Origin of the sequence: Micrococcus lacusdianchii, from assembly GCF_023155805.1 — a bacterium.
Lineage (GTDB): Bacteria > Actinomycetota > Actinomycetes > Actinomycetales > Micrococcaceae > Micrococcus > Micrococcus lacusdianchii.
This window is the reverse complement of the sequence record NZ_JAKNUW010000001.1, coordinates 1-15,836: the sequence shown is the minus strand read 5'-3', so window position 1 is coordinate 15,836 and position 15,836 is coordinate 1. Positions and strand designations below refer to the sequence as shown.

Genomic DNA, 15,836 nt, shown 5'->3' with positions numbered 1-15,836 from the left:
CCGTGATCCCCACGCCCCGACCGGACGCCGGCGCGCGTCCCGACGCCCCCGCCGCGGACGGCCAGCTCCCGCCCGGCCGGACCGCCGCCCGGGACACGGACCTGGGGCTGTACACCGCCGCGGCCCTGGACGCCGCGTCCCGCGTGATCGGCCGCTACTCCACGTCCTTCTCCTGGGCCTGCCGGACGCTACCGCCGGCCCAGCGCCGGGACATCGCCGCGATCTACGCGATGGTCCGCGTGGCGGACGAGATCGTGGACGGCACTGCGGGCGAGGCCGGCGTCCCCGCCGAGCGCGTGGCCGCCACGCTGGACGCGTACGAGGCCGCATGCGAGGAGGCCATGGCCACCGGGTTCTCCACGGACCTGGTGCTGCACGCGTTCGCGGACGTGGCCCGCCGCCACGGCATCACCCCCGACCTCACCCGGCCCTTCTTCGCGTCCATGCGCGCGGACCTCACGGTGGCCGAGCACGGCGCCCGCTCCCTCGAGGAGTACATCCACGGCTCGGCGGAGGTGGTGGGGCTGATGTGCCTGCAGGTGTTCCTGTCCCTGCCGGGCACCCGCGCCCGCACCGACGCCGAGCGGGACCGGCTGCGCGCGTGCGCCTCCCGGCTCGGGGCGGCCTTCCAGAAGGTCAACTTCCTGCGCGACATCGCCGCGGACCACGACGCGCTGGGCCGCACCTACTTCGAGGGCGCCACCCCCGAGGCCCTCACCGAGGAGCGCAAGGCCGCGCTGCTGGCGGACCTGGACGCGGACCTCGACGCCGCCCTGCCGGGCATCCTCGCGCTCGACCCGCGCGTGGGCCGGGCCGTCCTGCTGGCCCACGGGCTGTTCGCGGAGCTGGCCCGCCGGATCGAGGCCACCCCCGCCGCCGAGCTCGCCCGCCGTCGCGTGCGGGTGCCCGACCCCGTCAAGGCCGCGATCGCCGCCCGCGTGCTCGCCGCCTCCCCCGTGGGGCTCGGCCGACGCGGCCGACCCCTGCCGCCCGAGACCCCCAGGAGCGTCCCCGCATGAGCACCTCCCCCCGCCCGGACGCGCCCGGACCCACCCCGGGGGCGCGCCGCGTCGTCGTGATCGGCGGCGGCTTCGCCGGCCTGGCCACCGCCGGGCTGCTGGCCCGCGACGGCCACCGCGTCACCCTCCTGGAGCGCAACGCGCAGCTCGGCGGCCGCTCCGGGCGCTGGTCCGCGGAGGGCTTCACGTTCGACACGGGCCCGTCCTGGTACCTCATGCCCGAGGTGATCGACCGCTGGTTCCGCCTCATGGGCTCCTCCGCCGCCGAGGCGCTGGACCTGCGCCGCCTCGAGCCGGGCTACCGCGTGTACTTCGAGGGCCACCTGGACGAGGACCCGGTGGACGTGGTCTCCGACCGCGCGTCCGCCGTGGCCCTGGCCGAGCGCCTCGAGCCCGGCGCCGGCGTCCGCCTGCGCACCTACCTCGACTCGGCGCAGGACGTGTACGCCCTGGCCAAGCGCCGGTTCCTCTACACCGACTTCCGGGACCTCACCGAGCTGGTCCGCCCGGACGTGCTCCGCGCGCTGCCGGCCCTGGTGCCCGGCCTGCTGGGGAACCTGCGGGACCACGTGGCCGCCCGCTTCGAGGACGTGCGCCTGCGCCAGGTGCTGGGCTACCCGGCCGTGTTCCTGGGCACCGCCCCGGGCCGTGCCCCCTCGATGTACCACCTCATGTCCCACCTGGACCTCGAGGACGGCGTCCAGTACCCGATGGGCGGGTTCGCGGCCCTCGTGGACACCATGGCTGACCTCGCCCGGGACGCCGGTGTGGAGATCGTCACCGAGGCCGAGGTGACCGCCGTCGAGGTGCAGGACGCCCCCGCCCCCCGCGGGCGGGTGGCCCGCGCCCTCGAGCGCCTGCCCCGGCCGTGGGAGCCGCGCACCCCGCGCGGCGCCCGCCGCCGCGCCGGGGCCGTGCGCGCCGTCGCCTGGACGGACGGGACCGGGGCGCGCCGGCGCAGCGAGGCGGACGTCGTCGTCGCCGCCGCGGACCTGCACCACGTGCAGACCGCCCTGCTGCCGCATCACCAGCGCGTCACCGAGACGGCGTGGGAGTCCCGCGACCCCGGCCCCTCCGCCGTGCTGGTGTGCGTGGGCGTGCGCGGCAGGCTGCCGCAGCTGCTGCACCACACGCTGCTGTTCACGGAGGACTGGGACGAGAACTTCCGGCGGATCGAGGAGGGGGAGGACCTCGCCGAGGAGACCTCGGTCTACGTCTCCATGACCTCCGCCACGGACCCCTCCACCGCCCCCGAGGGGGACGAGGCCCTGTTCCTGCTGATCCCCGCCCCCGCCGAGACCGACTGGGGCCGCGGCGGCGTCCGCGCCCCCGGCGTGGACGAGCCTGGCGACCCGCAGGTGGAGGCCGTGGCGGACCGCGCGCTCGCCCAGCTGGCCCGCTGGACCGGCGTGGAGGACCTCGCCGAGCGGATCGTGGTGCGCCGCACGTGGGGTCCGGCGGACTTCGCCGCGGACGTCCACGCGTGGCGCGGCTCCCTGCTGGGCCCGGGGCACACCCTGCGGCAGTCGGCGATGTTCCGCCCGCCGGTGCGCGACTCCCGCGTGGCGGGGCTGGTCTACGCCGGGTCCTCGGTGCGCCCGGGCATCGGGGTGCCGATGTGCCTGATCTCCGCGGAGATCGCCCGCGAGCAGGTCTCCGGGGTGCCCGCCGGCTCCGAGACGGCGCTGCACGCGGGCGCCCGGCCGGCCGCCGGGGCCTGATGTACCTCGCCGCGCTGCTCCTGGTCAGCGGCTGCTTCCTCCTCATCGACGTCCGCTGGCGCCTGGTCCTGTTCTCCGGCGCCCCGCGCCGGGCCGCCGCGGTCCTGGCCGCGGGGGTGGCGTTCTTCCTGGCGTGGGACCTGGTGGGGATCGCCGCGGACGTGTTCCGGCACGGCGCCAACGACGTCTCCGTGGGCGTCTTCCTGGCACCGGAGCTGCCGGTGGAGGAGGTCGTCTTCCTGTGGCTGCTCTGCCACCAGACGCTCGTCTACGTGGAGGCCGCCCCCCGGGTGCTGGCACGGGCGAGGCGCCCGCGGGACGGAGTAGGGTCGTGACATACCTGCTGATCAGCCTGCCGTTCCTGGCGGTGGCCGGCCTCGTGCTGGCCGCCGCGGGACGCCGCGGCCGCCTGACCCCGCGGGTGCGCCTCGGTGTCCTGACGGCCCTGGCCCTCCTGACGGTGCTCACGGGCGTCTTCGACTCCGTCATCATCGGGCTGGGGATCGTGGACTACACCGGGGCGAACATCGCCGGCGCCCGCATCGGGCTCGCCCCGGTGGAGGACTTCCTCTACCCGATCGCCGGCACGGCCCTGCTGACCGGGCTCTGGACCCTCGTCCGAGACCCGCGGGCACATGACGACGAGACCGGTCGGGGGGCGCCGGAGGAGCTGGAGGACATCGCGTGATCCGCACCCTGTTCTGGGCGTCCCGCCCGCTGAGCTGGGTCAACACGGCCTACCCGTTCGCGGCCGCCGTGCTGCTGACCGGCAGCCTGCCATGGTGGCTCGTGGCGCTCGGCACGGTGTTCTTCCTGGTGCCGTACAACCTGGCCATGTACGGGATCAACGACGTCTTCGACTTCGCCTCCGACCTGCGCAACCCCCGCAAGGGCGGCGTGGAGGGGTCGGTCCTGGCGGACCCCGCGGTGCGCCGTCGGGTGCTGCTGTGGTCCTGCCTGGTCCCGCTGCCGTTCGTGGCGGTGCTGGTCGGCTGGTCGGTGCTGCGGGACGAGTGGGCGGCCGTCGGGGTGCTGGCGGTCTCCCTCTTCGCGGTGGCCGCGTACTCGTGGGCGGGGCTGCGGTTCAAGGAGCGGCCGTTCCTCGACGCCGTCACCTCGGCCACGCACTTCGTCTCGCCCGCCGTGTACGGGCTGGTGCTGGCCGGCGCCGGGTTCACGGGCGCGCTGTGGGCGCTGCTGGCCGGCTTCTTCCTGTGGGGGATGGCCTCGCAGATGTTCGGTGCGGTGCAGGACGTAGTCCCGGACCGCGAGGGCGGGCTGGCCTCCGTGGCCACCGTGCTCGGCGCCCGGCCCACCGTGTGGACGGCCGCCGCCCTCTACGCCGGGGCGGGTCTGCTGATGCTGGGCACGCAGTGGCCCGGCCCGCTGGCCGCCCTGCTCGCGGTGCCGTACCTCGCCAACACGCTGCGCTTCGCCGGCGTCACGGACGCCACGTCCGGGCACGCGAACCGCGGCTGGCGCACCTTCCTCTGGCTCAACTACCTGACGGGGTTCCTGGTGACCATGCTGCTGATCTGGTGGGCGTTCGAGCGAGGGGTCCTCGGATGACGTACCTGCTCGTGCTGGTGGCCGTGATCGGCTGCATGGCCCTCATGGACGCCCGCTGGCGGCTGTTCCTGTGGCGCCGTCCCCTGGCCGGGGCCGTGGTCCTGGCCACGGGCCTGGCCTACTTCCTCTGGTGGGATGTGTGGGCGATCGCCGAGGGCATCTTCCTGCACCGCGACTCCCCGCTGATGACCGGGATCATGCTGGCCCACCAGCTGCCGCTCGAGGAGGCGTTCTTCCTCCTGTTCCTCAGCTACCTGACCATGGTGCTGTTCACCGGCGCCGTGCGGGTGCTCGAGCACCGCGCCGAGAGGAGGGGCCCGTGACCTTCTGGGAGCTCAACGCCGTGTTCCTCGGCCTCGGGCTGGGGGTGCTGCTCGCGGCGGCCCTGGCCGGGCGGATGCGTGCCCGCCACATGGCCGCGATCCTCCTGGCCACCGCGGCCCTCTGGGTGCTCACCGCCGTGTTCGACAACGTCATGATCGCCTCCGGGCTGTTCGACTATGGCGGCCACGCCCTCGCCGGGGTGCGCATCGGCCTGGCGCCGATCGAGGACTTCGCGTACCCGCTCGGCTCCGCCCTGCTGCTGCCCGCGCTGTGGCTGCTGCTGACGGGGAGTCGGCGGCGTCGTCGTGAGGGGGACCGGGAGCGCGAGCCCGCGGGCCCCGCCCCTGCGCGCTCGAGTGGGACGAAGCGGGCGGAATGAGCCCCGCACACGCGCCCCATTCCACCCGGAAGGGCACACTCGGCGGGAGGGTCCTCTCCGGACTCCTCCCCGCGGACGTGCTGCGCCTGGTCGGGCTCGCGCTGGTGCCCGCGGCCGGGGCCGTGGCCGGCTGGCCGAGTGCCGCCGCCATGTTCCTGGTGTTCGGCGGCCAATGGCTGCTGCGCTGGCTGGCCGGCGGGCGCCTGCTGGACTGGTGCGGGCAGGCCGTGCTGCTCGCCGCGGGGTGGGCCAGCGTGATCGGCCTCTACCACCGTGCCGAGGGCCTGGACCTGGCCATGCACGCCGCGGCCACCGCCGTGGTCACGGGGCTGGTCGCCGTCGTCGTGCGATCCGCTCTGCGCCGGCGCGGACGGGCCGGCGGCCCGGTGAACCCGGCCGAGGCGGTGCGGATGCTGGGCCCCGTGGTCTCCGCGCTCGCGCTGACCTCCGCGGGCGTGGCGCTCGGCGTGGTGTGGGAGGTCGCCGAGTGGTGGGGCCACCACGAGGTCACGGAGGAGATCGGCGTCGGCTACGACGACACCCTCGGCGACCTCACCGCCGACCTCCTTGGCGCATCCATCGCCGCCCTGATCGCGGTGCGCGCGGTGCGCCGGGGGGATGGGTGAGCGGCCGGGACCCGGGGGCGGCCGGCGGGGCGGCGCCGGTGACGGTCTCCGTGGTGGTGCCCGTCCTCGACGACGCCGCCCACCTGCGCGCGTGCCTCGCCCTCCTGGCCCGGCAGACCCGCCGCCCGGACGAGGTGGTCGTGGTCGACAACGGCAGCACGGACGACTCCGCCGTCGTGGCCCGCGCCGCCGGGGCCCGGGTGGTCCACGAGCCCGTCCGCGGCATCCCCTCCGCCGCGGCCGCCGGCTACGACGCCGCCCGCGGGGACCTCATCCTGCGCTGCGACGCGGACTCGCGCGTGCCCGAGGACTGGGTCGAGCGGATCGTCGCGCGCTTCGCCGCCCAGCCGGAGATGCTGGGGCTCACCGGCCCCGGGGTCTTCTACGACCAGCCCCGGCTCCTGAGCCGGGTGCGCTCGGACGCGTACACCGCGGCCTACCGGTGGGTCGGCGGCGCGGCCGTGGCCGGCACCCCGCTGTGGGGCTCCAACTGCGCCCTGCGGGCTGAGGCGTGGCGTGACGTGCGGGACCGCGTCCACCGTCACCGCGCGGACGTCCACGACGACTTCGACCTCAGCTTTCAGCTGCTGCTCCACGCCCCGGGCTGCACCCGGTTCGACGCCGGCCTCCGCGTGGGTGCGGCCGGGCGGCTCTTCTCCTCCCTCGACGCGCGGGTCCGCCAGGGCCGCATGGGCGTCACCACGATCCGCCTCAACTGGGCGGAGCTGTCCCCGGGCCTGCGCTGGGTGCGTCGGGCGCAGGCCGCCGCCCGCCCCTGAGGGCCGGGGACGGGCGGCGGGGTCCCGCGGCGGGGTACGGCCGTGCCGCCGAGCGGCGGCCGCCGGGCTCAGGCGTTCCGGGCGGCCCCCCGCGCCTCCTCCTGGGACGGGCGCACCGGGTTCCGCCGCAGGGGCAGGCGGTCCAGCAGGCCGGCCAGGCCGGGGCGGCGCGAGGGCGTGTCCGAGCCGGTGTGCCGGCGCTCGGCCTCGGCCAGGATGTTCGCGGCCATCTCGGGGAACACGAGGGCGTGGAACGGCAGGATGGCCGTCCAGTACGCACGGCCCAGGGCGCCGTCCGGCATGAAGATCGCCCGCTGGCGGTAGCGCGATCCGGTGTCCGTGGCCTCGGTGCTCAGCTGCAGCCAGGCCCGGCCGCCGGCCTTCATCTCCGCACGCAACGTCAGACGATGCCCCGGTTCGACCTCCTCCACCCGCCACCAGTCCACGTAGTCGCCCGCGCGCAGGTGGTCGGCGTCCCGGCGTCCGCGGGCCAGGCCCGGACCGCCCACGAGCTTGTCCATCAGGCCGCGGATCTTCCACAGCGTCGGCGTCGAGTAGTACCCGTTGTGGCCGCCGATCGACTCGATCACGGGCCACACCGCCTCGGGCGGCAGGGCGGACTCACGCTGGCGGTCGTCCGTGTAGACGGTCTTGCCGGCCCACTCCGGGTCCGAGGGCAGCGGGGCCGCCGGGTCGTTCGAGGCGTAGATGTCCGCGTTGAAGGTGACCTCCAGGGGGCCCCGCTCCTCGTGCTTGAGGGCGCGGCGCACGGCGTCCTTGTACGAGGTGAGGCCGCCCGGCGGGTCCGGGATGATCTGCGCGACGTCGTGGTTCTCGGTGACCGCGTCCTCGGCGAGCGAGGCCGCCAGGGGCATGGCGACCCCCATGGGGATGGGCGTCACGAGGCCGATCCAGAGGCCGGAGAGGCGCTGGGCCGGGATGGGCAGGGTGAGGACGCGGCGCCGGGCGAGTCCGGCCGCCTCGGCGTAGTCGGTGAGCATCTCCTTGAACGGCTGGGCGCGGCCACAGCCGATCTGCGCGCGGGCCTGCACGGGCTCCGCCAGGGCCGAGGCGTGGACCAGGTAGTAGAGGACGTCGCGGATGGCGATCGGCTCCACCTCGTTCTTCAGCCAGCTCGGGCCGGGCATCACGACGAGGCGGTCCGCCAGGTGGCGGATCATCTCGAAGGACGTGGAGCCGGAGCCGATCACGATGCCGGCCTCGAAGGTGAGCGCCGGCGTCGCGGCGGCCTCGAGGCGCTCGGCCACCAGGGCGCGCGAGCGCATGTGGTCCGAGAGCTCCTCCACGGGCTTGTCGTCCGGGTGGAGTCCGGAGAGGTACACGAGCTGGGTGATCCCGGCCTCGTCCGCGGCGGTGGCCACGATGTCCGCGATCTTCTGCTCGCGCTCCACGAAGTCGCCGCCGCCGCCCATCGAGTGCACGAGGTAGAGGGCGGTGTGCACGCCCTCCATGGCGTCCCGCACCTGATCCGGCTCGGACAGGTCGCACTGCACGGCCTCGACCTCGTCGGACCAGGCCCGGCCCGCGAGGTCGCGGGGGTCGCGGGCGGCGGCGCGCACCTGGAAGCCGGCGGCGAGCAGCTCGGGGATGAGGCGCCCGCCCACGTAGCCGGTGGCTCCGGTGACGAGCACCCGGCGGCCGCGGCCCTCGGGGAGGGAGAGTCCGAGCGGGGAGTCGTGGTCCTCGTGGGCGGCGGAAGCCGACGGGTCGTGGGGTGCGGTCGGGTGGGTGCGGTCGAGGGTGTCGGGGGCGGCCGAGGAGCTGCCGTCCTGGGGTGCGTGGCCCGTCTCGTTCTGCGTCATGCCTCCCAGCGTAGGGAGCGGCGCCGCGGAGCGGCATGCCTGGGCGGCGGAGGGGCGCCGGTCCGTGAAAGACTGACCGTTATGGCATCTGGCGTTCCCGGCGACCCGCTCCCGCACCTGCGGACGGAGGCCGTCCGCGCCCTCGTGGGCCCCACCAGCGCGGACCGGGGCTTCGAGATCGCGGCCGCCGGTCAGGTGCTCCGCGTGACCTACGACGCCGCCCGCCTGCGCCTGACCTCCTCCGTGCGCGGCACCGCGCCGCAGCCCTACCGCCAGGCCGTGCGCCTCCAGGAGTCCGGCGAGACCGCCGAGGACGGCACGCCCCTGCTCGAGCCCACCGCCGGCCGCTGCCAGTGCCCCGTGGGCGAGGACTGCAAGCACGTGGCCGCCGCCCTGTACGAGATCAGCCGGCGCCACGCGGACACGGCCCGCGAGGCCGCCCGCCACCAGCTCGCCCGGATGGTCACCACGGCGGACCGGATCGTCGCGCCCGCCGCCCCCGGCGCGCCCGAGGCCGGTGCCGCCGTCGTTGCCGACCCCGCCCGTCCCGAGGGCGGCGCCCTGCCGTGGCGCGGCGTCCTCGAGCCCCTCGCCGGGCTCGACGGCGGCCCGCGCCGGCTGGCCCCGCCGCCGGACCTGGCGATCGGGGTCGAGCTGGTGGCCGAGTCCTCCCACAACGCGTTCCAGCAGTGGGGACCGGCCCCGGCGGGCGAGGAGCACCTGCGGGAGGACCGTCCGCTGTACGTGATCCTGCGCCCGCTCAAGCGCGGCGCGAAGGGCACGTGGATCAAGGGCGGCCTGACGTGGAAGGCCTTCCAGTTCCCGCGCGCGGAGTACGCCCCGGCGCAGGAGCGCGCCCTGCGCCTGGTGTGGCGCCAGCTGCAGGCGGAGGACTCCTACCCCACGGACGCCTGGTTCGGCCTGCACGCGTTCGACTCCGGCCGCATCTGGCAGCTGCTCGCCGAGGCGCAGGAGGCGGGCGTGCCGCTCGTGGCACAGGGCATCCTGGAGGACGTGGTCCTGGACCCGCCCGTGGAGGTCGGTCTGGACGTCACCGCCGCCCCCGAGGGCGGGCTCGAGGTCACGCCCTCTCTGGTCCCGGCCCGCCGTCCCGCCGCGGACGACGACGACACCCCACCCCGCCCGGAGCCGCTGCGGGGGGTGCGCGTGATCGGCTCGATCGGCTTCTACCGCCCCGTCGAGGAGGCGGACGGCACCTGGACGCTGCACCTGATCCCCGCGCGCCGGCCCGTGCCGGAGCCCGTGCAGCGCATGGTCTTGGACGGCCGGCCCGTGCAGGTGCCCGCCGCGGACCGTGAGGAGTTCCTCGAGCGGATCTATCCCCGCCTGCGCGGGTCCCTGGACGTGGACAGTCACGACTCGTCCGTGGCCCTGCCCGAGTTCGAGCCGCCCGTGCTGCGGCTGCAGGCTGACTTCCGTCCCGACCATCGGCTCGTCCTCCGCTGGTCCTGGCTGTACTTCGACCCGCCGCGGGAGCTGGACCTCGGCGCCGAGGGTCTGCGGGACCCCCGCCACGAGGAGTCCGTGGTGCGGGACGCCGTCGAGGTGTGGCCGCGCGCCGCCCGGACGCAGGAGCAGGAGCTCGAGGGCGTGGGCGCGGCCCGCTTCTCCGAGACCGTGCTGCCGCGGCTGCAGCGGCTGGAGCACGTGCGCGTGGACGTCACCGGGGAGCGCCCCGACTACCGCGAGCTGACCGCGGCGCCGCGCATCGAGGTCTCCACGAGGGCCGCGCGGCACGACTGGTTCGACCTCGGCGTGCAGGTGTCCGTGGACGGGCACGTGCTGCCGTTCGTGGAGCTGTTCACTGCGCTCGTGCAGGGCAAGACCACGCTCATGCTGCCGGACGGGACCTGGCTGGGTCTGGACCACCCCGCGTTCGACCGGCTGCGCGCCCTGCTCTCCGAGGCCGCCACGCTGCAGGAGTGGACGCCGGAGAGCACCGCCGTGTCCCGTCACCAGGTGGGCTTCTGGGAGGACCTCAAGGAGGCCGCGGACGAGGTGCACGAGGACCCGGAGTGGACCGCCGCCGTCGGGCGTCTGGCCTCCGTGGACCGCCTCCCCGAGGCACCCGAGGTGCCGGGGCTGGAGGCGGACCTCCGCCCCTACCAGGAGGACGGGCTGCGCTGGCTGCGCTTCCTGCACGACCAGGACCTCGGCGGGATCCTGGCGGATGACATGGGCCTGGGCAAGACCGTCCAGACCCTCGCGCTGATGGCCTACGCCCGAGCCACGCACACGGACCGGCCGCCGTTCCTGGTGGTGGCGCCGTCGTCGGTGGTGTCCGTGTGGGCGTCGGAGGCCGCGAAGTTCACCCCGGGCCTCGACGTGCGCGTGCTGGACACCACCACCCGCCGCCGCGGCACGGACGTGGCGGCGGAGGCGGACGGCGCCGACGTCGTGGTCACCTCCTACACGCTGCTGCGGATCGACGCCGCCGCGTACAGCGGCGTCAGCTGGGGCGGCGTGGTGCTGGACGAGGCGCAGTTCCTCAAGAACAAGGCGTCCAAGGTGCACCAGGTGGCCCGCGACCTGGACGCGCCGTTCCGGCTGGCGATCACCGGCACACCCATGGAGAACTCCCTCACGGACCTCTGGGCGCTGCTGGAGGTGGTGGTCCCGGGCCTGTTCCCCAGCCACCGCCGGTTCCGCGAGGCCTACGTGACGCCGATCGAGTCCGGCGAGCACCCCGAGCGCATGGCCGCGCTGCGCCGCCGGGTGCGGCCGTTCATGCTGCGGCGCTCCAAGGAGCTCGTGGCCAAGGATCTCCCGCCCAAGCAGGAGCAGGTGCTCTCCGTGGAGCTCGAGGCCGCGCACCGCAAGGTGTACGACCGTGTCCTGGCGCGCGAGCGGCGCAAGGTCCTCGGCCTGCTCGGGGACATGGACGGCAACCGGTTCACGATCTTCAAGTCGCTCACGCTGCTGCGCATGCTGGCGCTGGCCCCGCAGATCGTGGACGACGAGTACACGGCCGTGCCCTCCTCCAAGCTCGAGCGGTTCCTCATGGACCTCGAGGAGGTGCTGGCCGAGGGGCACCGGGTGATCGTGTTCAGCCAGTTCACGTCCTTCCTGCGCGTGGTGGCGGAGGAGCTGGACGCGATGGGCGTGGAGCACGCGTACCTGGACGGCTCCACGCGGCACCGCGCGGACGTGATCCAGGGGTTCCGCGAGGGCGAGGCGCCCGTGTTCCTCATCTCGCTGAAGGCCGGCGGCTTCGGGCTCACCCTCACCGAGGCGGACTACGTGTTCCTCATGGACCCGTGGTGGAACCCGGCCGCGGAGAACCAGGCCGTGGACCGCGCGCACCGGATCGGCCAGGAGCGCACCGTGATGGTCTACCGCATGGTCTCCGAGGGGACGATCGAGGAGAAGGTGCTCGAGCTGCAGCAGCGCAAGGCCGAGCTGTTCGGGGCGCTGATGGACGAGTCCGACGACTCCGGCTCCGGCGCCTTCACCGAGTCCCTCACCGCGGACGACATCCGGGAGCTCCTCTCCGCCGACGCCTGACGCCCTCGCGCTTTCGTGCGAGAAACGGCACGTCCTGGTGCGCTGTCGTTCGAGCGGCGGCAGGGGATTCCGGAGCCTGGCCCCTGCACGAGAGGGGTTCTGGGCCGAGCCGCTGATGCCACTGGCACCGGAGTGCCGTCACCGGCGGGACCTCCTCCTGTCGGCTCATGTCGGGTGGGCGGCACCCTGTGGAAGGCTGGCCGCTCCGCGGTGCGGGGCACCTGGCATCATGAGCAATCAGGGACTGAACCGGGAACGAGGAGCTGCGGATGAAGTGGGGAGCCGTGACCCTGCCGGCGTGGGGCGTCCTCCTGCTGGTGATCGCCTCCGGCGCGGCGGGGGCAGTCGTCGGGCGGATGTTCCCTCCGTTCATCCTGGACGACGGGTTCTGGAGGCAGTTCCTGACCTCTGCGGGTTTCGGCGGGACGGCGGCCGTTGTCGCCGCTGTCATCGCCTACCGGGCGGCTCGCCGCTCTGCCCGGGAAGCGGCCCACCAGGCGACGAAGGACCGAGAGGAGCGCCGTGCCGCGAATCGCAAGGAGCAGTGGTGGGCTAGAGCCGAGTGGGCCCTGAACCAGGTGGCGACCGGCGACCCTCGCTTGGGGTTCGACGTCCTGGCCGCGCTGGCGGAAAGCGAATGGGCGGAGGAGCACGAAGCGGATGTCATCGCCGCCGCCGCGGGGGATGCCGTCCATGCGGACGCGGTGGAGGACCTCGACAGTCGGCCTGGCCCCGGCCACAATGATCACCAGAGAACGGAGGACCCGTCATGAGTGTGCATCGGCCGCAGGCGTCGGCGGAGGGACGGAAGGCATCGTCCGTCTCGTCCAAGGGGAAGATCACGTATCGGTCGGCGGCGACAGGCCGGTACTACTCCGAAGAAGCGCGCAGTGCGGCGGCGCGAGCTCTCGTGGCGGCGGATAAGAAGCGCGGTAGAGCAACGGAGCCGTCGATCGTCAGGCTGGCCGAGCGCGGCGGCAGGGCGGCCTGATTCCGGCGCCGAAGACTGACGCCCTAGCGCTTTCGTGCGAGAAACGGCGCGTCCTGGTGCGCTGTCGTTCGAGCGACGGCGCACATCCCACAATGGAGCCCATGATCCGCGTTGAGCAGGCCCCCGCCGCCCACGAGCGCGACTGGCGCTGGCTCGACGAGCCGGCCCCCGCCGTCGTCAGCGGCCTGGCGCTCGCCGCGCTGCACGTGACCAGCGGCGCCGGCGGCGGGCTCCTGACCGCGGTGCCCGGGGCGACGACGGCGGCCGGGCTCCTCGCACTGCTGGCGGTGGTCCTGGTGGTCGAGTCGGCGGGGCGGGCGCGTCCGTCTGGGCCCACGCTGCCCCGGCGGTCCCTGCTGTGGCTCGCCGCGGTGCCGGGGGTGGCGTTCGTGGGCGGGCTGCTGGCGCCGAACCCCTCCCTGACCCCGCTGCTGGCGTTGCCGGCCGCGGCGGTGGGGGCCGGCGTCGCGGACCGGCTGGACACTCGCTGGCCGCTGGTGCTGTCCGCCCTGGCCGGCGCCGCCGCCCAGCCCACGCTCCTGCGGGCGGTGGACCCCGTGCCCGCCGGCGTCCTGGTGCTCAACGGCCTGATCATGTCGGTGCTGGTGCTGATCCTGCTGACGGTGCTGACGTGGCTGCGCGCGCGCTCGCCCGGGGGTCGGCTGCACCGGCGGGGGGAGTTCGAAGACGACCACGACGACGACGGCGGCCCCGGCCGGGCGTGAGGGTCGAGGCTCAGTCCGCGTCGTCGTGGAGGTGCTCCGAGCCGATGGCGTCCCCCAGGAGGTCGAGGTCGATCGGCTCCCCGGCGCGGATCACGCTGAGGCGACCGCTGGCCTCGAGGATGACCGCCTCGAGCACGGCGAGCGTGGTCAGCCCCACGACGCCCGCGGCCAGCGTGGGCGGGTGGCCCAGGATGACGCGGCCCGCCACGGCGCCGAACATCAGGGCCACCACCGTGTCGAACACCGAGAGCCCCGTGATCAGCCGCGCGCCGAACACCCGGAGCAGCAGGAGCGCCGTCAGGTAGATCCCGAGTGCGCTGATCACCACCACCGGGACCCGCCACAGCTCCATCCCCAGGTGCTCCGTCAGCGCGGCGGGCCACCCCTGCGGCGGTGTCCAGCCCAGCACGGGGGCGACGGCGGAGGCAGGGTGGGCGGCGAGCATGCGCCCCTTCTCCCAGGGGATGTCGTAGGGGCGCGGTCGGGGGCGCTGGGGAGCGGGCGCCCGCCGCGCCGCCTCCACTGTCACCGCCACCCTCGCGGCCGCCACCCTCGCAGCCGCCGCCGTCGCGCTCACCGCGTGCTCGGGCGGCACCGGGTCCGCCAGCCCGACGCCGTTCCTCGCCCCCGCTCCCGGATCCGGCGAGGTGGTGACGGAGCAGGCCCTCTCCGGGTTCAAGCGCCTGGCCAACGCCGGCAACGGCAAGGACGTCATGGTCGTCACTGGCCACGGCTGGGAGGTGTTCAACGCCGGCATCCAGGCGAAGGCCCACGGCGACCACGTCCACAACTACGCATCCGAGCCGGGCATGACCGGCGTGACCTTCCCCGGCGGCCACGCCGGCCACGTGGTGACCCACCACGGCCAGACCACGCTCTTCGCGGACGGCACCGGCAGGATCCAGACCTTCGAGTCCGCCCACCTGGACAAGGCCACGCGGGACCTCATGCCCGTGATGGAGGAGAGCACGACGACGGCCCCGCACCACGGCGTGGCGCTCGAGCTGGCCGACGGGTCGCTGCTGACGACGCAGGGCACCGAGGAGTCCCGGGACACCGTGCAGGTGATCGACCGCGTGTCCGGCGAGGTCATGGCCGAGACCGACGACTGCCCCGGGGTCCACGGGGAGGCCGCCGCACAGCCGACGGAGGCGGGCGACGTCGTCGTGCTCGGCTGCGAGGACGGCCCGGTGATCTACCGGGACGGCGCGTTCCACAAGGTGCTGGCCGAGGGGTACGTGCGCAACGGCAACCTCGCCGGGCTGGAGTCCTCACCCGTGGTGCTGGCCGACCGGAAGGTCGAGGGCACGAAGGCCGAGGGCGACGAGACCGAGCGACCCACCGCCGTCGACCTGATCGACGCCCACACCGGTCGGGTGACCACCCTGGAGCTCGGCTCCTCCTACTGGTTCCGGTCTCTGGGCCGCGCCGAGGACGGCTCCGGTGTCGTGCTCACCTACGACGGCGAGCTCACCGTGATCGACGGGGAGACCGGCGAGATCACCGCCGAACACCCCGTGATCGCACCCTGGAAGGAGAAGGACGAGTGGCAGCAGCCCGGCCCGATCCTCAAGGTTGCCGGGCACACCGCCTACGTCACCGACGCCGAGAACCGGGAGCTCGTGGCCGTGGACCTGGGGACCGGCGAGACGGTCCTCGAGGAGGATCTGGAGTTCGCGCCCGTCGAGATGGCCGTGGTCACCGGCGAGCCCGAGTCCGTGACGCCCGAGGAGGGCGCCGACCACGAGGGTCACGAGGGCGAGGCGCACGACGACGCCGACCACGAGGGCGAGTCCTCGGACGAGCACGAGGGCCACGACCACTGATCGTGCGATGAGACTCCGGCCGTCCCGTGCTCGTGGGGAGCGCAGGACGGCCGGTGCCGGGGATGTCGTGGGGACGTCCCGGGCGGGCGCCGAGGGTGCCGCAGGCGGGGGCCGTGTCGTGGGGACGCGGCCCCCGCCGTCGTGCGTGCGGGGACTAGGGCGTGTTGCTCAAGGGTGGTGGCGGGCCAGTGCAGTGTCGCGGCGAGGCTGAGCCCGGCGTGGTAGTTCCGGGCGTACTTGTCCGAGCGCATCGCGATCCCTCGCCACTGCTTGAGCCGGTTGAAGCACCGCTCCACGACATTGCGTCCCCGGTAGCGCTGGCGCTGGTCTTCACCGACGTCGATCGGTCTTCCTGGGCGGCGGCGCCGGTGCGCGATCTGATCCGCTCGCTCCGGGATCGTTGCCGCGATGCCATGCCGACGCAGCCAGGCCCGGTTCGCCCTCGAGGGATAGCCCTTGTCCGCGATCAGCCGCGCCGGCCGCGTCCGCCGTCGGCCGCGGGCCCCGGCCACGCTGATCTGCTCCAGCG

15 protein-coding genes and 1 pseudogene are annotated in these 15,836 nt (G+C 74.5%); 13 read left to right on the top strand and 3 right to left on the bottom strand.

What is annotated here, in order from left to right; translation table 11 throughout:
- Positions 1-101 precede the first annotated feature (101 nt).
- The 9 genes from MA879_RS00080 to MA879_RS00040 are packed head-to-tail and all read left to right on the top strand — an operon-like array spanning position 102 to position 6,417.
- A complete protein-coding gene (locus MA879_RS00080; protein ID WP_248122636.1) occupies positions 102-1,019 on the top strand; it encodes a phytoene/squalene synthase family protein in 918 nt (305 codons plus the stop codon).
- On the top strand, positions 1,016-2,740 hold the full coding sequence (crtI, locus tag MA879_RS00075; RefSeq protein ID WP_248122150.1) for a phytoene desaturase family protein: 1,725 nt from the start codon (positions 1,016-1,018) through the stop codon (positions 2,738-2,740). Before MA879_RS00080 ends, crtI begins: the two co-directional genes overlap by 4 nt.
- A complete protein-coding gene (locus MA879_RS00070) occupies positions 2,740-3,075 on the top strand; it encodes a lycopene cyclase domain-containing protein (RefSeq protein ID WP_248122148.1) in 336 nt (111 codons plus the stop codon). The genes crtI and MA879_RS00070 overlap by 1 nt, the downstream gene beginning before the upstream one ends.
- Positions 3,072-3,428, top strand: a complete 357-nt coding sequence (locus MA879_RS00065) for a lycopene cyclase domain-containing protein (RefSeq protein WP_248122146.1) — start codon at positions 3,072-3,074, stop codon at positions 3,426-3,428. The genes MA879_RS00070 and MA879_RS00065 overlap by 4 nt, the downstream gene beginning before the upstream one ends.
- Positions 3,425-4,309 (top strand): prenyltransferase, encoded by an 885-nt coding sequence (locus MA879_RS00060; RefSeq protein WP_248122144.1) that lies wholly within the window; start codon positions 3,425-3,427, stop codon positions 4,307-4,309. The genes MA879_RS00065 and MA879_RS00060 overlap by 4 nt, the downstream gene beginning before the upstream one ends.
- Positions 4,306-4,632: a lycopene cyclase domain-containing protein gene (locus MA879_RS00055; protein ID WP_248122142.1), complete on the top strand. Its 327-nt coding sequence runs from the start codon at positions 4,306-4,308 to the stop codon at positions 4,630-4,632. Before MA879_RS00060 ends, MA879_RS00055 begins: the two co-directional genes overlap by 4 nt.
- Positions 4,629-5,012 (top strand): lycopene cyclase domain-containing protein, encoded by a 384-nt coding sequence (locus MA879_RS00050; RefSeq protein ID WP_248122140.1) that lies wholly within the window; start codon positions 4,629-4,631, stop codon positions 5,010-5,012. Before MA879_RS00055 ends, MA879_RS00050 begins: the two co-directional genes overlap by 4 nt.
- Positions 5,009-5,638, top strand: coding sequence for a DUF2238 domain-containing protein (locus MA879_RS00045; protein ID WP_248122138.1), 630 nt, complete (start codon positions 5,009-5,011; stop codon positions 5,636-5,638). Before MA879_RS00050 ends, MA879_RS00045 begins: the two co-directional genes overlap by 4 nt.
- A complete protein-coding gene (locus MA879_RS00040) occupies positions 5,635-6,417 on the top strand; it encodes a glycosyltransferase family 2 protein (RefSeq protein WP_248122136.1) in 783 nt (260 codons plus the stop codon). The genes MA879_RS00045 and MA879_RS00040 overlap by 4 nt, the downstream gene beginning before the upstream one ends.
- Before the next feature lie 68 nt (positions 6,418-6,485).
- On the opposite strand, the gene MA879_RS00035 is transcribed toward MA879_RS00040, so the two are convergent.
- Positions 6,486-8,240 (bottom strand): SDR family oxidoreductase, encoded by a 1,755-nt coding sequence (locus MA879_RS00035; RefSeq protein WP_248122134.1) that lies wholly within the window; start codon positions 8,238-8,240, stop codon positions 6,486-6,488.
- Positions 8,241-8,321: 81 nt separating this feature from the next.
- Between MA879_RS00035 and MA879_RS00030 the strand changes: the two genes are divergently transcribed.
- The 3 genes from MA879_RS00030 to MA879_RS00020 all read left to right on the top strand — a co-directional run bounded on the left by MA879_RS00030 (position 8,322) and on the right by MA879_RS00020 (position 13,481).
- On the top strand, positions 8,322-11,765 hold the full coding sequence (locus tag MA879_RS00030; RefSeq protein ID WP_248122132.1) for a DEAD/DEAH box helicase: 3,444 nt from the start codon (positions 8,322-8,324) through the stop codon (positions 11,763-11,765).
- A 269-nt stretch (positions 11,766-12,034) separates the two neighbouring features.
- Positions 12,035-12,538, top strand: coding sequence for a hypothetical protein (locus tag MA879_RS00025; protein WP_248122131.1), 504 nt, complete (start codon positions 12,035-12,037; stop codon positions 12,536-12,538).
- Positions 12,539-12,857: 319 nt separating this feature from the next.
- Complete coding sequence (locus MA879_RS00020; protein ID WP_248122129.1) at positions 12,858-13,481, top strand: hypothetical protein; 624 nt, start codon at positions 12,858-12,860, stop codon at positions 13,479-13,481.
- 10 nt (positions 13,482-13,491) lie between these two features.
- Here the strand turns inward: MA879_RS00020 and MA879_RS00015 are convergent, their stop codons facing one another.
- Positions 13,492-13,926, bottom strand: coding sequence for a DUF421 domain-containing protein (locus MA879_RS00015; RefSeq protein ID WP_248122127.1), 435 nt, complete (start codon positions 13,924-13,926; stop codon positions 13,492-13,494).
- Positions 13,927-14,131: 205 nt separating this feature from the next.
- Here MA879_RS00015 and MA879_RS00010 point away from each other — a divergent pair, with 205 nt between their 5' ends.
- The gene (locus tag MA879_RS00010) at positions 14,132-15,307 is read left to right on the top strand and encodes a hypothetical protein (protein ID WP_335342020.1); all 1,176 of its coding nucleotides are present in this window, start codon (positions 14,132-14,134) and stop codon (positions 15,305-15,307) included.
- Between the two features lie 185 nt (positions 15,308-15,492).
- Here MA879_RS00010 and MA879_RS00005 read toward each other — a convergent pair.
- Positions 15,493-15,819, bottom strand: a pseudogene (locus tag MA879_RS00005) (transposase); the annotation flags it as partial.
- Positions 15,820-15,836 lie beyond the last annotated feature (17 nt).

Excerpts from the sequence above, each read along its gene's own strand:
- crtI (WP_248122150.1), top strand. The coding sequence starts at position 1,016 with ATGAGCACCTCCCCCCGCCCGGACGCGCCCGGACCCACCCCGGGGGCG.
- MA879_RS00070 (WP_248122148.1), top strand. The coding sequence starts at position 2,740 with ATGTACCTCGCCGCGCTGCTCCTGGTCAGCGGCTGCTTCCTCCTCATC.
- MA879_RS00055 (WP_248122142.1), top strand. The coding sequence starts at position 4,306 with ATGACGTACCTGCTCGTGCTGGTGGCCGTGATCGGCTGCATGGCCCTC.
- MA879_RS00045 (WP_248122138.1), top strand. The coding sequence starts at position 5,009 with ATGAGCCCCGCACACGCGCCCCATTCCACCCGGAAGGGCACACTCGGC.
- MA879_RS00035 (WP_248122134.1), bottom strand. The coding sequence starts at position 8,240 with ATGACGCAGAACGAGACGGGCCACGCACCCCAGGACGGCAGCTCCTCG.
- MA879_RS00030 (WP_248122132.1), top strand. The coding sequence starts at position 8,322 with ATGGCATCTGGCGTTCCCGGCGACCCGCTCCCGCACCTGCGGACGGAG.
- MA879_RS00025 (WP_248122131.1), top strand. The coding sequence starts at position 12,035 with ATGAAGTGGGGAGCCGTGACCCTGCCGGCGTGGGGCGTCCTCCTGCTG.
- MA879_RS00020 (WP_248122129.1), top strand. The coding sequence starts at position 12,858 with ATGATCCGCGTTGAGCAGGCCCCCGCCGCCCACGAGCGCGACTGGCGC.
- MA879_RS00015 (WP_248122127.1), bottom strand. The coding sequence starts at position 13,926 with ATGCTCGCCGCCCACCCTGCCTCCGCCGTCGCCCCCGTGCTGGGCTGG.